This is a genomic window from Dyella sp. LX-66 (assembly GCF_018599165.1).
In the GTDB taxonomy this organism is placed as follows: Bacteria; Pseudomonadota; Gammaproteobacteria; order Xanthomonadales; family Rhodanobacteraceae; genus Dyella_D; species Dyella_D marensis.
The window spans coordinates 583,908-598,949 of sequence record NZ_JAHFVJ010000001.1; the positions used below are offsets into that span (position 1 = coordinate 583,908).

16 protein-coding genes are annotated in these 15,042 nt (G+C 66.0%); 7 read left to right on the forward strand and 9 right to left on the reverse strand.

Features of this window, described 5'->3' with window-relative positions; genetic code table 11:
* Positions 1 to 8: 8 nt before the first annotated feature.
* The gene (locus tag KK141_RS02615; protein WP_214570819.1) at positions 9 to 389 is read right to left on the reverse strand and encodes a YciI family protein; all 381 of its coding nucleotides are present in this window, start codon (positions 387 to 389) and stop codon (positions 9 to 11) included.
* A gap of 378 nt (positions 390 to 767) precedes the next feature.
* On the opposite strand from KK141_RS02615, the gene KK141_RS02620 reads away from it, so the two are divergent.
* A complete protein-coding gene (locus KK141_RS02620) occupies positions 768 to 2,117 on the forward strand; it encodes a carbohydrate-binding protein (RefSeq protein WP_214570820.1) in 1,350 nt (449 codons plus the stop codon).
* A gap of 136 nt (positions 2,118 to 2,253) precedes the next feature.
* The gene (locus KK141_RS02625) at positions 2,254 to 2,961 is read left to right on the forward strand and encodes an aspartyl/asparaginyl beta-hydroxylase domain-containing protein (RefSeq protein WP_214570821.1); all 708 of its coding nucleotides are present in this window, start codon (positions 2,254 to 2,256) and stop codon (positions 2,959 to 2,961) included.
* 12 nt (positions 2,962 to 2,973) lie between these two features.
* On the opposite strand, the gene KK141_RS02630 is transcribed toward KK141_RS02625, so the two are convergent.
* Entirely contained in the window at positions 2,974 to 3,978 is a 1,005-nt protein-coding gene (locus tag KK141_RS02630) for an Hpt domain-containing protein (RefSeq protein WP_214570822.1), read from the reverse strand.
* Positions 3,968 to 4,648 (reverse strand): response regulator transcription factor, encoded by a 681-nt coding sequence (locus tag KK141_RS02635; RefSeq protein ID WP_214570823.1) that lies wholly within the window; start codon positions 4,646 to 4,648, stop codon positions 3,968 to 3,970. Before KK141_RS02635 ends, KK141_RS02630 begins: the two co-directional genes overlap by 11 nt.
* Before the next feature lie 523 nt (positions 4,649 to 5,171).
* Between KK141_RS02635 and pgaA the strand changes: the two genes are divergently transcribed.
* From pgaA to pgaD, 4 genes are read left to right on the forward strand one after another with little or no spacing between them, the layout of a single operon-like run.
* Entirely contained in the window at positions 5,172 to 7,136 is a 1,965-nt protein-coding gene (pgaA, locus tag KK141_RS02640) for a poly-beta-1,6 N-acetyl-D-glucosamine export porin PgaA (RefSeq protein WP_214570824.1), read from the forward strand.
* Complete coding sequence (gene pgaB, locus KK141_RS02645; RefSeq protein WP_250901493.1) at positions 7,133 to 9,037, forward strand: poly-beta-1,6-N-acetyl-D-glucosamine N-deacetylase PgaB; 1,905 nt, start codon at positions 7,133 to 7,135, stop codon at positions 9,035 to 9,037. Before pgaA ends, pgaB begins: the two co-directional genes overlap by 4 nt.
* A gap of 6 nt (positions 9,038 to 9,043) precedes the next feature.
* Entirely contained in the window at positions 9,044 to 10,291 is a 1,248-nt protein-coding gene (gene pgaC, locus KK141_RS02650; protein WP_214570826.1) for a poly-beta-1,6-N-acetyl-D-glucosamine synthase, read from the forward strand.
* Positions 10,288 to 10,761: a poly-beta-1,6-N-acetyl-D-glucosamine biosynthesis protein PgaD gene (gene pgaD / locus KK141_RS02655; RefSeq protein ID WP_214570827.1), complete on the forward strand. Its 474-nt coding sequence runs from the start codon at positions 10,288 to 10,290 to the stop codon at positions 10,759 to 10,761. Before pgaC ends, pgaD begins: the two co-directional genes overlap by 4 nt.
* A gap of 4 nt (positions 10,762 to 10,765) precedes the next feature.
* Here the strand turns inward: pgaD and KK141_RS02660 are convergent, their stop codons facing one another.
* Positions 10,766 to 11,893 (reverse strand): MBL fold metallo-hydrolase, encoded by a 1,128-nt coding sequence (locus tag KK141_RS02660; RefSeq protein ID WP_214570828.1) that lies wholly within the window; start codon positions 11,891 to 11,893, stop codon positions 10,766 to 10,768.
* Between the two features lie 98 nt (positions 11,894 to 11,991).
* On the opposite strand from KK141_RS02660, the gene KK141_RS02665 reads away from it, so the two are divergent.
* A complete protein-coding gene (locus KK141_RS02665) occupies positions 11,992 to 12,606 on the forward strand; it encodes a TetR/AcrR family transcriptional regulator (RefSeq protein ID WP_214570829.1) in 615 nt (204 codons plus the stop codon).
* 88 nt (positions 12,607 to 12,694) lie between these two features.
* Here KK141_RS02665 and KK141_RS02670 read toward each other — a convergent pair whose 3' ends face one another.
* The 5 genes from KK141_RS02670 to KK141_RS02690 all read right to left on the reverse strand — a co-directional run bounded on the left by KK141_RS02670 (position 12,695) and on the right by KK141_RS02690 (position 15,038).
* Entirely contained in the window at positions 12,695 to 12,946 is a 252-nt protein-coding gene (locus tag KK141_RS02670) for a hypothetical protein (RefSeq protein ID WP_214570830.1), read from the reverse strand.
* Between the two features lie 44 nt (positions 12,947 to 12,990).
* Positions 12,991 to 13,341 carry a hypothetical protein gene (locus tag KK141_RS02675; RefSeq protein ID WP_214570831.1) on the reverse strand — a complete coding sequence of 117 codons (351 nt, stop codon included), beginning with the start codon at positions 13,339 to 13,341 and terminating at the stop codon, positions 12,991 to 12,993.
* A gap of 83 nt (positions 13,342 to 13,424) precedes the next feature.
* Positions 13,425 to 13,955: a hypothetical protein gene (locus tag KK141_RS02680; protein WP_214570832.1), complete on the reverse strand. Its 531-nt coding sequence runs from the start codon at positions 13,953 to 13,955 to the stop codon at positions 13,425 to 13,427.
* Between the two features lie 183 nt (positions 13,956 to 14,138).
* Positions 14,139 to 14,519: a hypothetical protein gene (locus KK141_RS02685; protein ID WP_214570833.1), complete on the reverse strand. Its 381-nt coding sequence runs from the start codon at positions 14,517 to 14,519 to the stop codon at positions 14,139 to 14,141.
* Positions 14,520 to 14,609: 90 nt separating this feature from the next.
* Complete coding sequence (locus KK141_RS02690; RefSeq protein WP_214570834.1) at positions 14,610 to 15,038, reverse strand: hypothetical protein; 429 nt, start codon at positions 15,036 to 15,038, stop codon at positions 14,610 to 14,612.
* Positions 15,039 to 15,042 lie beyond the last annotated feature (4 nt).

Sequence of the window (15,042 nt, forward strand, 5' to 3'; positions counted from 1 at the left end):
ATCTGCGTTTAAGCCGCGACGCTGACGCGCTCGCGCTCCGCTTCCAGGCTGGCCACCGGGCGCACTTCGATGCTGCCGATGCTGGCCCAGGGGAAGGACTTGGCGATCTCGATGGCTTCGTCCATGTCCTTCGCTTCGATCAGGTTGAAGCCGCCGAGGTATTCCTTGGTCTCCGCGAACGGGCCATCCACGATGGTGGTGTTGCCCTGGCGGATGCGCATGGTGCGCGACTGCTTGGGCGCTTCCAGCTTCTGGCTGTCGAGCAGGATGCCCTTGCGCTTCAAATCGTCGGCCTTGTCCAGGCAACCGCGCATCATCGTGTCGAACTGCCCATCCGGAAGCTCGGCCAGCATGCTGTCGTCGCAATAGATCATCACCAGGAACTTCATGGTCGTCCGCTCGCGTCGTGGGGGAGGACCGCGATGGTAGTACATCCCCCTGCCGGTTCTTGCGGCCATCCGGCACACGCGCTGATAACGTTGTCAAATTTCACCCGATCGTCACGTCATCCGCGCTCTAGCCGCGCTCGCGGCAATACGCAGGATTTCGCGTGCTGCGCCGCAGAAGCGCATTTCCCGCCCAGGTTCACAGTTTGCCGGGACAACAGAAGACAACGTTGTCAGTACCAGGGCGAACGCCGACTGCCCAAGCACGCGCAGCGGCCCGCAAGCGACGGGACAAGGCCGGCGTCCTTCCCTCGGGGACACCGGCCCGGCGGCGCCCTGGCCAATCACTACGCCGCGCCATCAAAGAGAGGAGAACGTCTTATGCATGCCAAGCATCACGTGGGATCGCGCACGTTGTCGGCGATCCTCGGAAGCACCGCCAGCGCCCTCGCCTATGCCTGCCTGCTCACGGCGGCGCCGATGTCGAGCGCCATCGCCCAATCGCTGCCCGCCTGCGCGGCGGCGTGGAGCGCCGGCACCGTCTATGTCGGCGGCAACGTCGCCAGCGAGAACGGCGTCAACTACAAGGCCAACTGGTGGACACAGGGCAACGACCCGGCCACCAGCAGCGGCGGCGCCGGCAGCGGCCAGCCGTGGACGTCGCAGGGCGCCTGCGGCGGCTCGGGTGGAGGCGGTGGAGGCGGTGGAGGCGGTGGAGGCGGTGGAGGCGGCGGCGGTGGTGGTGGCGGCACGCCTCCCCCGCCCCCGGGCACCGGCGCCAACCTGCTGTACAGCCCGTACAAGGACGTCACCATCAATCTCAACTGGAACACCAACACCATGCAGACCGCCGCGGCCACCGGAACGGCGATCCCCGTCGTCGGCAGCGGCAGCCTGTATTCCAACTACGTGCATAACCTCAGCGCGATCACCCTGGCCTTCGCCACCGGCGAATGCGGCAGCGAGAGCTGGGGCGGCATCCCCGGCGCCACCTTCGCCAGCGTCAACGTCGCGGCGCTGTCCAACGCGGGCTTGCCGTATGTGGTTTCCACCGGCGGCGCGGCGGGCAGCTTCACCTGCGGCAGCACCTCCGGCATGGCCACCTTCCTGTCGCGCTACTACACGCCGCAGATGCTGGGCGTGGATTTCGACATCGAAGGCGGACAGTCGCAGGCGCAGATCAATGCGCTGGTAGCCGCGGCGGCTTACGGCCAGTCGCTGCATCCGAGCCTGCGTTTCTCCTTCACCCTGGCCACCCTGGCCGCTTCCGACGGCAGCTACGGCGGCGTCAACAGCCTGGGCGACATGGTGGTGCGCGCGGTCAAGGCGAATCCGTCGCTGACCAACTACACCATCAACCTGATGGTGATGGACTACGGCGCCGCCGGCCCGTCGATCTGCGTGGTCAGCAATGGCGTGTGCGACATGGGCCAGTCGGCGATCCAGGCCGCCAAGAACCTGCAGCACACCTATGGCATTCCGTTGAGCAAAATCGAGCTGACGCCGATGATCGGCTTGAACGACAACAGCGCCGAGACCTTCACCCTGGCCAATACCGACACGGTGGTGAGCTATGCGGTGAGCAACGGCCTGGCCGGCCTGCACTTCTGGTCGCTGGACCGCGACACGCCCTGCGCCAACGGCGGCTATGCCTCGCCCACCTGTAACTCGGTGCCGAGCACGTCGCCGCTGCAGTACACCAAGCGTTTCCTGTCCGACCTGGGCCGCTGAGCCCGGGTGTGCGGAGCGGCCAGGCCGGCCGCTCCGCACTTTCCTGCTGCTTTCCTGCTGCGCCACGGCGTTACGATGCAGTCACCTTTGGACGAGTATTGCTGCACGTTCCAAGGGCACGGAAACCATCGCCGCCATGAGCCGCCTGTACGACCTCTCGTCGCAAGCGCTGCGCGCACTCTACGACGCCCGCGTCGGCACCCCGCCGGTACTCGACCTGGCCGAACGCTTTCCCGACGGCCTGCGCTTCGCCGACGCTTGGACGGCGCTGCGCGACGAGGCGCTGGCGCTCACCACGCACCTGCAGGCAGTGCCGCGTTTCCACGAGCTGATGGCCGAGCAACGCGCCATCTCCGACAACGACGGCCACGACTGGCGCATGTACCTGCTCAAGGTCTACGGCAACGACGTGGACGAACACATGGCCGCCTGCCCCTTCCTGGGCGAACTGGTACGCACCTCGCCAGACGTGCTCTCGGCGACGCTCTCGTTCCTGGCCCCGCATAAGCACATCCCGCAGCACCGCGGCCCGTTCAAGGGCGTGCTGCGTTTCCAGCTGGGCTTGTCGGTACCGGTGCGCAAGGACGGGCAGCCGGCGGCGGTGCTGCGGCTGGCCGACCGCGATTACCGCATCGGCGAGGGCGACGCCATGCTGTGGGACGACACCTTCCCGCACGAGGTGTGGAACGACAGCGACCAGTGGCGCATCGCCCTGCTGCTGGACGTGCGCCGCCGCCAGCTGCCGCCGGACATGGCCGTGCTGTCGCGCCTGCTGATCGCCGGCATCGGCGCGGTCGCGCGCCGGCGCCTGCCCGCCATGATCGCCGCCGGCAGGAACGGCTAGGCCGGAAAGCCGTCAGATCGACGCGCAGCGCAGCGCGTCTTCCAGCACCGACAGCAGGCGCTGCAACCGTATGGGATCGGGCACGGTACGGCGCGCGGCGGACTCGATCCGCGCGGCCAGCGCGCAGACGTCGTGGTCGCCCAGCACCACGGTGCCGCCCTTGATGCGATGCGCATGGCGCACCACCGCCGGCCAGTCCGCCGCCGCCAGCGCGGCGCGGATCGCCGCCGCATCGCGCAGCCCTTCGCGGAAGAACAAGGCGTCGGCTTCGTTCTCCTGCGGCGGCGTGTCCGTGCAGAACCGCTGCAGTTCGTCCAGCGACCAGGGCCATTCGACCCAGGCATCGATATCCGCCGGCGCCGGTGCGGGCGATACGGCGACATCGCGCAGGCCGGCGATGCGCGCCGGCGCATGGCCACCCTTGCGTTCCAGCAGGCGCAGCGAAGTGACCAGCGCCACGCGGTCGACCGCGGCCGCGCCGCCCAGCCACACCAACCCGTAGTGCCCGGCGATGGAAGCGCCCGCGACCGATGCGTCAGCCGCCGAATCGCACGCCACGCCAAGCCGCGCGAACTGCGCGGCCAGGATGCGGCGGCGCGCCGGATGGTCCTCGACCAGCAGCACCCGTTCCCGCCCGGCGGGCGGCACGGGCGCCTCCGTTGCCTCGCCGCCGGCGACATCCAGCTCGAACGAAGAACCCGCCGCCGGGTCGTCCGCATACGCCTCCACGCAAAGCTGAAATGCACCCTCGCGCGACGTCCCGCGCCACAGCGCGAGCTGGACGCTGCCGCTGCCCGCGCGCATGGCGACGCCTTCCAGCGCCTGGTCGAGCAGCTGGCGCAGGCGGGGCTCGTCGAGGCTCAGCCAGGGCAAGGCGCCGCAGGGCAGCTCGATACCGGCATCGATGCCCATCTTGCGCAGCCGGCGCGCCTGCGCCTGCACGCAGGCGCGCGCCACGGCCAGCGCATCGCAGCGCCCCATCGCGTACGTGGCGGCGGAGGTGGCTCTACGCCGCATTGCGGGCCTGCAGCACGTGCTCGCGCATCTTGAACAGCTCCGCGTCGCTCAGGATGCCCAGCTTCTTGTAGGCCGTGGACTTCTGCGTGCTGATGGTCTTCAGGCTGCGATTGAACTTGATGGCGATCTGGCTCACCGACATGCCGTCGAGGAAGCAGCGCACCACCTCCCATTCGCGCGGCGACAGCGGCGACTGCCGGCGGGTCGGCAGCGCCTTCAGCAGGGAGGCCGGCACGTAAGTCTCGCCGGCCACGACCCGGGCGATGGCGTCGGCCATCTCCGCAGCCGGCTGGTGCTTGGCGAAGAAGCCGTTGGCGCCTTCGCGCAGCAGCATGTTCACGGTGACCCGCTGGCAATGCCCCGACACCACCAGGATGCGCAGCTCCGGATAGCGCGAGCGCAGCGCCTTGACCAGGGCCATGCCGTCGAGGTCGTCCTGGCCCAGCGCGTAGTCCAGCAGCACGACGTCCACCGGGATCTCCGCCAGCATGGTGCGCAAGGTGCGGCTGCACTGGTGGCTGCCCACCACGGTAACCGCGCTGACCTGGCGCAGGTGCGAGACCAGGCCCTTGAGAATGAATTCGTGGTCGTCGAGCAGGGCGATGCGGATGAGGTTGCGCTGGTTCTTGCGGGTCAATGCAGGGGCTTGGTACGTGTTCGGAAAGTTCATGGCGGGTACCTTGATGAGGACCATCGGACCAGGCGCGGCGCAATCCGCGGCTGCCTGAAAATTGCAGCACGCACGCGGCCGCGGCATCCATGGGATTTCTCTGAAAATCGGGCGTTTCGCTATGTTCGCCGTCTAGGACTTTTCTGATTCCGCCAGCGGGCCGATCCGGGAAAACTCTTCATCACCGGCGACCGGCCCCTGACCGCCACGGTGGACAAGGGCAGACGACACGGCTCGCCAGATGCCTTCCCGCATGCCACGGACGTCATGCGTCGACCCTGTGTCGGAGGCAGGCCGCGCTCTACCCCGGCGCGGCCTGTCTGGAAACTTTTCGATGCCGCTCGATCCGCGCACGACGCGAATGCGTCCCCAGGGCCACTGGCCGGCGCTGTCCGATGAGCGCCACAGCAGCAGCGCAGCCATGTATCCAGTACCGCCCCGACAACGCGACCGTTCCGCGCCAGCCAGGACCGGCCGCGGCGCGGGATGCGCGGCGCTGGCGACGCTCGCCATCGCGCTTGGCGTGAGCTCCCTCTATGCAAACCCGGCCAATGCGCGGGACGAACTGCTTTCGCAGGCCCGCGCGCAACACCAGGCCGGCCATCGCCTGGAAGCGCTGGCCGCCTGCGAAGACCTGCTGCTGCGCTGGCCCGGAGACACGGACGCCCAGCGCCTGCGCATCGCACTGCTGGCCGAACTCGGCGCCGCCGGACGCGCACTGGAACTGGCGCAGCAGTTGCCCACGCCGTTGCCGACCGCCGAACTCGCCCGTCTCGAAGCCGATGCCGCCGCGCACCAGGCGCGCTGGGCGCAGGCCATGCCGGCCGACACGCGCCATCCCTATGTGGAAGCCGACCGTGCGCTGGGCGTGCGCGGCGAGCCGTCCGCCGACGATGCGATTGCCGCCGCCGACCGCATGATCGCGCTCGCGCGCGCCTCGCGCAGTGCCGAAGCCGTCGACGCCTATCGCACACTGAGCCGACGCGGCGGCACGCTGCCGGCGTATGCCGATGCACCGGTCGCCGATGCACTGCTGCAGCAGCGCCAGCCGGAGCAGGCCATTCCGCTCTATGCAACGGCCGCTCACGCGCATCCCGGCCCTTATCCCGAAGACGAAGCCGATCCACGCATCGGCCTCGCCCATGCTTATCTCGAAGCCGGCCGCCATCGCGAGGCGCAGCAGTGGATCGACGGCATGGCCGCCAAGGAACCCGCCTGGCTGCCCTCGCCCGGCTCCGTGCGCCCACGCGCCAATCCGCACAAGACCGAGGCCGACCTGGTCGCCGCCCTGGTACGCCAGGAAACCTGGCTCTATCGCGAAGCCTGGCAGCGCCTGCACACGCTACGCGCGGAAGGCCCGGCCCATGCTTCGGTGTGGAACCAGCTGGCCGACGTGGAACGCGCACGCGGCTGGCCGCGCCGCGCGGAAAATACACTGATGGGCGCCGCTGGCCTGGATCCGGACGACACTTCGATCCGCCTCGGCGCCATCGAAGGCTGGCGCGACATGGGCGACTTCCCCCGTGTGGAACCGGCCATGCGCGAACTGGAAGCCGTGGTGCCGCGCGAGCCGCAGGTACAGGTCGCCCGCCAGGCCTGGGATCGCCAGCGCGGCTGGCAGTTCGACCTGGAACACGATCGCGGCCGCGGCGGCTCGCCCAACTTCGGCGACGCCGACCACGAAACCCAGGCCACCCTGCAAAGCCCGCTGCTCGATGACCGCTGGCGCATCGTCGGCATCACCCGCCTGGCTTCTGCCAACCTGCCGGAAGGCCACACGCAGCGCGAACGCCTCGGCCTCGGCCTGCGCGGCTACGCGCGCGGACTGGAAGCCTACGTGCAACTGCTGCCCGCCGTGGGCAACGCCACCCGCCGCACCGCGGTGGAAGCCGGCCTGCGCTGGCTGCCGAACGATCACTGGACCTATGCGCTGGACTGGAGCAACACCGGCGACACCGACGTGCCACTGCGCGCGCACTACTACGGCATCACCGCGCATGCGCTCAACGCGTCGGCGCAGTGGCGCGCCAGCGAGCTGAGCGCGATCAAGCTCAGCGCCAACGCCGACCGCTACAGCGACGGCAACCGCCGCTACGGCTGGGAAGCGGCATGGACACAGCGTGCCTACACCGCGCCGTGGTTCACCGTGGACGGCGGCCTGCAGGCCGGCGCCACGCGCAACTCGCGCAGCGACGTGCCCTATTACAGCCCCTCGTGCGCGCACTGGGCCGCGCTCACCGGGCGCCTGGAAAACCTGCTGTACCAGCGCTACGAGCGCAGCTGGAGCCACCAGCTGGATCTGTCCTTCGGCAGCTACGACGAATGCCGCTACGGCAGCGACTGGATGGCCAGCGCGCATTACGGCCAGCGCTGGGCGCCGCGCGGCGGCTTGTCGTTCGGCTGGGGCATCGGCTGGAACAGCCAGCCTTATGACGGCAAGCGCGACAACCGCGTGATGCTCGACCTCACCGTGCATTGGGGCGAATGACCATGTTGCGCTGGCGCCACGCCCTGCTTCTGCTGCTCGCCCTGGCCGCACCCGCGGCCGGCGCGGCCGACCGCCTCGCCGCCGTGTCCGGCCCCGTGCCTGCGCGCGCGCCGCTGCCGCCGCTGATCGTGCTGAACTACCACGACGTGCGCGACGACATCCGCGATGCGGGCCGCCGCGATAGCACGGCGATCAGCACCGACCATCTGATCGCCCATTTCGAATGGTTGCGTACCAACGGCTTCCGCATGGTGAGCCTGGACGATGTGATTGCCGCGCGCCGCGGCGAACGCGCCCTGCCCCCGAAGGCCGTACTGCTCACCTTCGACGATGGCTTGATCAGCTTCTACACCCGCGTTTTCCCGCTGCTGCGCGCCTATGGCTACCCGGCGCTGTTTGCGGTGGAGAACTCCTGGATGGATCTGCCGGAAGGCAAGCGCTTCGACTACAACGGCGACAGCTGCGGGCGCGAATGCTTCGTCAGCTGGGCGCAGGTGCAGGAGATGCGCGCCTCCGGCCTGGTGGAAATCGCCTCGCACACCGACGACCTGCACCAGGGCGTGCTCGCCAACCCGCAAGGCAACCTGATGCCGGCGGCGATCAGCCTGGCCTACGACCCGAAGACCGGCTACGAAAGCCCCGAGGCCTACCGCGCGCGCATCCGCGCCGATCTTGCGCACAGCGCCGACGAAATCGCGCAGCACACCGGCCGGCGCCCGCGCGCCATCGTGTGGCCATACGGCGCGTACAACCGCATCGCGCAGTCGGAAGCCGCGGCGCTGGGCATGGATGTCTCGCTCAGCCTGGATGACGAGCCGGTGCAACTGGTGGAAGGAAGCAATATCCCGCGCCTGCTGATCTCCGACGATATCGGCGTGCAAGGCCTGGCCGCACTCATCTATCGCCAGCGTGCGATCGATGCGCAGCGGGTGGTGCAGGTGGACCTGGACTACGTCTACGACCCCGATCCGGCGCAGCAGGAAAAGAACCTCTCCGCCCTGCTCGACCGCATCCGCCGGCTCAAGCCTTCCCAGGTGTGGCTGCAGGCCTATGCCGATCCGGACGGCGATGGCGTGGCCGACGCCGTGTACTTTCCCAACCGCCACCTGCCCATGCGCGCCGACCTGTTCGCCCGCGTGGCCTGGCAGCTGCGCACGCGCTGCGAGGTGGAGGTGTATGCATGGATGCCGGTGCTGGCGTTCCGTTTCCCGCAGGCGAAAGACTTGCCGGCGCTCGGCCGCGGCAAGGATGGCGATCACGATCGGCTGGCGCCGTGGGATCCGCGCGTGCGCGCACTGATCGGCGATGTGTACGAAGACCTCGCCATGCACGGCGGCATGACCGGCCTGCTGTTCTCCGACGACGCCTACCTGCGCGACACCGACATGCTCGGCCCGCTCGCAACCGCCACGCCGGCGCAGCGCACGCAATACCTGATCGACTTCACCCGCGAACTGACCGACCGCGCCCGGCAATGGCGTGCGCAGCTGAAGACCGCGCGCAATCTCTACGCGCGCCCCGTGCTGCAGCCGGCCTCCGAAGCCTGGTTCGCGCAAAGCCTGGCCGCCTTCAACGCCGCCTACGACTACACCGCGCTGATGGCCATGCCGCAGCTCGATAAAGAACCGGCTACCGACGCCTGGTTCAAGCGCCTGGCCGCCGCCGTCGCCGCGCAGCCGCACGGCATGGACCGCACCGTGTTCGAACTGGCCACCGCCGACTGGCGCGCCGGCGGCAAGCCGGTGCCCGCCGCGGTGCTGGGCGCGCGGCTGCGCCTGCTGCAGGCTCAGGGCGCGCGCCACCTCGGCTACTACCCGGACGACTTCGTTGCCGGACGGCCGGCGCTGGAAGCGATCCGGCCGTATATCTCCGCCGCCGAACATCCCTACCGGGAACCGTGAGGCGGCATGCGCGAGATCATGGACGTCCTGCTGGACTACGCCTTCTACTACCCGCTGCTGATGTCCTTCGTATGGATGAGCGGCGGGCTGATCTATTACCTGCGCTGGGAGCGCGGCGAACCGCTGCGCGTGGAACCGCCCGCGCTGCCGCACGCACCCTTCGTCACCCTGATCGTGCCCTGCCATAACGAAGGCGAACAGGTGCGCGAGACCATCGCCCACCTCGATGCGCAGCGCTATCCGCACTTCGAGATCATCGCGGTCAACGACGGCTCCACCGACGACACCGGCGCCCAGCTCGACGAACTGCAGAAGCAGTATCCGCGGCTGCGGGTGATCCATTTCGCCAGCAACCAGGGCAAGGCGATGGGCCTGCGCATGGCGGCGATGGCGGCGCGCGGCGATTTCCTGGTCTGCGTGGATGGCGATGCGCTGCTGGACGACTACGCCACGCACTGGCTGGTCAGCCATATGGTGGGCAGCCCGCGCGTGGGTGCGGTCACCGGCAATCCGCGCATCCGCAACCGCTCCACCCTGCTGGGCAAGCTGCAGGTGGGCGAGTTCTCTTCGATCATCGGGTTGATCAAGCGCGCGCAGCGCGTGTATGGCCGCGTGTTCACGGTGTCCGGCGTGATCGCCTGTTTTCGCCGCAGCGCGCTGCACGATGTCGGCTACTGGAACACCGACATGGTGACCGAGGACATCGACATCAGCTGGCGCCTGCAGATGCGCCACTGGGACATCCGCTACGAGCCGAACGCGCTGTGTTGGATTTTGATGCCGGAAACCCTGCGCGGCCTGTGGAAGCAGCGCCTGCGCTGGGCGCAGGGCGGCGTGGAAGTGACCCTGCGCTACCTGCCGGAGCTGCTGCGCTGGCGCCGCCGCCGCATGTGGCCGGTGGCGCTGGAATACCTGCTGAGCCTGGTGTGGGCCTACGTGATGCTGGCCATCGTGTCGCTGTGGCTGCTGGGCAAGTTCATCGCGCTGCCGGCGGCCCTGCATATCGCCAGCCTGCTGCCGCAATGGCATGGCGTGGTGCTCGGCATCGTGTGCCTGCTGCAGTTCGGCATCAGCACGCTGATCGACCGCCGCTACGAAACACGCGTGGGCCGCAATTACTACTGGATGATCTGGTATCCGCTGACCTACTGGCTGCTGAGCACCGCCACCACCGTGGCGGCCTTGCCGAAGGCGCTGCTCAAACGCAAGGGCACGCGCGCCGTGTGGGTCAGCCCCGACCGAGGCATACGATGAAAGCCGAAGCGATCGTGATCCACCGCCCCGAGCGCCAGCACCCCGCGCGCCGCCTGCTGTTCACCACCGCCACGCTGATGGCGTGGATGGCCTGGATCTCGCTGTGGCTGCCGCTGGCGACCCTGTTGGCATGGGCGCTGGGCGTGCGCCTGGGCTATGTCGAGATGGTGGTGCGCGAGCACGGCCACGGCGGACAGGACCTGGCCAAGCTGCTGTTGCTGGCCGCGCTGTGCGCGGCGGTGATGCTGGCGTGGTCGTCCTACAACTATCTGCGCTTCGCCCATCTGGACCGGCGCCGGCGCAGCCGCGCGGTGGACCGGCGCGCCATGGCCGGCGCACTGGGCGTGCAGCAAGAGACTGCAAGATGGATGCAGCGCGCGCCGCGGATGGTGCTGGAGTTTCCCGATGGCGGCGATGTGATCCACCGCGAAGACGACGACGCGCCGTGCGGGCGCGCCGTCGCCTGCTAAACGCTCAGCGCGCGTCGTGGCCCGCCGCGGACAGCAGCGGCGCGGGACGCTTGGCCGGCGCTTCGAACAAGCGCCACCAGCGTTCGCCCGTATGCGGTGCGGCCAGATCCAGGCGCTCGCCCATGCGCGGAGTCGACAGCGCGACGCCGCGCTCGGCGGCCAGCGCCGTCACCTGTTCGAACGGGTCCTGCCAGCGGTGCATGGCCAGGTCGAAGGTGCCGTTGTGGATCGGCATCATCCAGCGGCCGCGCAAGTCCAGGTGCGCCTGCACCGAGTCGGCCGGCTGCATATGCACGTACGGCCATTGCGCGTCGTAGGCGCCGGTTTCGACGAAGGTCACGTCGAACGGACCCAGCCGCTCGCCGATCGCCTTGAAGCCGTCGAAATAGCCGGTGTCGCCGCTGAAGAACACGCGCAGGTCGCCGTCGATGACGACCCACGAGGCCCATAGCGTCCTGTCGCTGTCGAACAGGCCGCGGCCGGAGAAATGCTGCGCCGGGGTGGCGACGAAGCGCAGTCCGTCCACCTCGGTTTCCTGCCACCAGTCGAGCTGGCGGACCTTGGCCGCATCCACGCCCCAGGACACCAGGCGGTCGCCCACGCCGAGCGGGGTGAGGAACACATCCACGCGTTCGGCGAGGAACTCGATGGTGCCGCGGTCGAGATGGTCGTAGTGGTCGTGCGAGAGCACCACGCCGCGCAGCGGCGGCAGGTCCTGCAGCGCGATCGGCGGCGCGTGGAAACGCTTCGGGCCCATCCAGGAGAACGGCGAGGCGCGTTCGGCGAACACCGGATCGGTGATCCAGAAACCGCCGCGCAGTTTCAGCAGCAGGGTGGAATGGCCGAGGCGATACAGGCTGCGGTCCGGTGCGGCTTCCAGCTGCGCGCGGGTGACGCGCTGCACCGGCAGCGGCGCGTCCGGCACCGCGTCCTTGGGCTTGTACAGCATCATGTTCCACATGATCCGCAGCATCTTGCCCAGGCCTTCCGGCGGGCGCAGACGCGGGTTGCGGAAACGGTCGCCGCCGCGCTGCGGCGAGGCCTCGTAGCCGCCCAGCGCGGCACGCGCGCGGCGGCTGGCCAGCATGGCCAGGATGACAGCGAGGGCGAGCAGGCCCAGCACGATCTTCATAGGGATTCCCGGGTTCAGGGAGCGGGGAAAGGAAACTACACCGAGCAGTGTAATTTCTCCGCGAGGCAAATGTAAACCCAGCAGTGTAAAATCCGGGCATGCCGACCCCGACCCGCCCCACCCGCCTCACCGATCTCAAGCGCGCCGCCATCCTGGAGGCCGCCATCGACGAGTTCCGCTCCGCCGGCTACGAAGCCACCAGCATGGACCGCATCGCCGCCCGCGCCGAAGTCTCCAAACGCACGGTCTACAACCACTTCCCCAGCAAGGAAGTGCTGTTCATCGAGATCATGCATCAGCTGTGGGAGGCGAGCCGGGAGGGCGAGGAACTGACCTACCGCCCCGACCTTCCGCTACGCGACCAGTTGCTGGAACTGGTGGGCCACAAGATGCGCCTGCTGCATGGCGAGGCGTTCGTGTCGCTGGCGCGGGTGGCGATTGCTGCGGCGATTCATTCGCCGGAGCGTGCGCAGGCGATGGTGGCGCGGATGAATGAGCGCGAAGAGGGGCTGACGGTGTGGCTGCGTGCAGCGGCTGCCGATGGGCGCCTGAAGATCGACGATCCAGTGTTTGCCGCGCATCAGTTGCAAGGGCTGGTGAAGACGTTCGCGTTCTGGCCGCAGATCACTCTGGGGCAACCGCCGTTGCGGCCGAAGGAGCGCAAGCGGGTGGCGGAGTCGGCGGTGGATATGTTTCTGGCGCGGTATGCGTGAGGGGCCGGGAGCCACTTCTGTTTGACGCTACTCGTCTATTGTCACGCTGACGGCCACAAGCTCTCCCTCGCCCTATCTCAGCAAATAACTACAACCGCGGAAACCATACACCCCTGTTGGACGGAGCGGCCATATTCGGGATGACATGCCTCTGATCGAGGGTGCTCACATCAACATCAACAATCACTTCCAGCACCTCTCTTTCGCCGAGGACCGGAAAAACATCCTGGGACAGAAAAGCCCACGCGTCATTCATATCGTAAGCGGTGATTCCGCAGCCGATGTTCAGCGCGGACGGCGTGCCGTTGCTAGACAACTTGAACCAAAAGCGACGCAACATATCGAGCCTCGAACTTAGCAACCGACCCTCTTGGGACGCTCAGACTAATGAATACGCCGCGTCACAACTGGATCATAGAAACCCTTCGCATGAACCAGGTAGTAGGCTTCGCTCGGCCTGGATTCTGAAGCACAGCAACCGGATGCCAAGACCTTTAGCTCCTCAACTCCCCACCAGTGGTCGCGCGACCAAACTTGATACTCCTTGACGGACATCACGTCGTCAGGCACGCCCAGCTTCGAGTTGATCTGCCCGATAGTTATATGCGTGAAATCCATCCGCCAAGCGGGTGGAACCTCCCCATATACATGCCGTAAAACTGCCGGATAGCCATACCGACATGTCCCAAAGACGACCAGCAATCCCATCAGCCAAGCGAGCATCTTGTTAGTCATCGATTGCACATGCCCCTCTGACAGGAGCCCGCAGGATAAAGGGCGGGCAGTGACTGGGACCTCCGCTAGAGATGAAGGTATGCCTATCCATTCTGTTTACCAGCGACGCCATTGGATGGCTCGGCCCTAGCTGCTTTTGCAATCCTGATTTTATGAGCGAGAAGTTCAAAACCCTCCTCAAAGACCTCTCTCACAACTGCTATGTCGCTCGCGGACAATTCGACTTTTTGAACACCAACTATTGGCGCGGCCTCACTCTGAGAAAATACCCTCGAGTAAACATCATGATATTCAGAAGAAACTCTTCCTTCACTGCCAAATGTGTGGTTAACATCGATCAACAGATTCCATGTATCTAAAACAAGATTTCCATCAGGAATAACGCCTCGGCCAGCCGCCTCAGCGACTGAGTCAAAATCAAAAAAACTCTCAACCCCTGACTGAACATCGGGAAACACCTTCTTTACTTCCTGTAGCAGCCCGCTCTTGCCGTCACAAGAAAAAATCAGCACCCCTTTTTCGGTCAAAAAGAATTCATGCCCGTCCTCTGGAGAAACCCAGCCGAGCCAAATAACCTCACCCTTCAACGCAATAGCGACCGGAAATACTTCCATCACCTTCTGATCCAAAGAAGTAACAGTTAATTGCCCCATATCCGACCAACTTCATCTGAGAAAGTAAGCCCCGAGGCAATGGCGATGCCTAAGCCGACACAAGGCGCTGTTAACGCGCCCATCCCATAGTTGCTCGCCTGACATCCATCCCATATCAGTGCCTCTGTGCAGGCAAAACAGCGCCTAAGGCAAACAGGGGAAGCCCGTCACCTCAAGCGTCAATCCAGTCTCAGCAAGCAAACGAATGGCGTCCATCGAGAGGGAGACCATAAACGCCGCAACCTCATCTGGTGTGTAGTACACCGCAACACGGAGCTCCCCTCCCTCAGGCACCTCGGTAAGCACAGATTGAAGCGCGCCGACAAAACCTACAATTGCCTGATCGATATCAGATGCTGAAGCGTTGCTGGTCAGCTCTATCGACACACCCAACCGATCAGACCAGGACTCGATCTTAAAAAGCACCCCCAGATTGGAGAATATCGCACTCTCGCCAGGAAAGTTAGCAATAACATTGATTTCCATATTATTAAATACCGAATCGCCTTGGCTTTTGAAAGTCAACGAGCCACCATCTCCAGTTAAAGCTCCACTGAAAAGCATGTCCGATTAAAAACCCCTAGCCTCTTATTCAAAGGTCAGCGCGAATAGCGGTTAACCCCCATCCACCGCGTTGTCACGCAACCAATCCAAACTACTTGCAAGCTCTTCTTCACACTCGGCGGTAGACACGCCTTCGCAACGCTCTACAAATCGGCGAAAGAAATGTCCTGCAATGCGCAATCTCCCGATATTGGCGAAGTGCTCCGCAAAGTCAAACAAAGCGAAATAGCCACCGTCTTGATCGCTCATCAAGACCCTATAGTGCCGCCTAGCCTTCCGCAGTCGCGAATCCATTGGCCGAATCACATCCTCCGAGAAGGCGTCCAACTCCAGAATATTCCCATACAAACGATGCACTTCAGCGTCATAAGGGAACTGACCAAGTAGCGTATCCATGAGGCTATAGGCAGAGGCATATTCGCCGGAGAGACCGGCCATTTTTGCGGCCATAAGGCGCTTATATCTTAGATCGTTTGCCATCGCA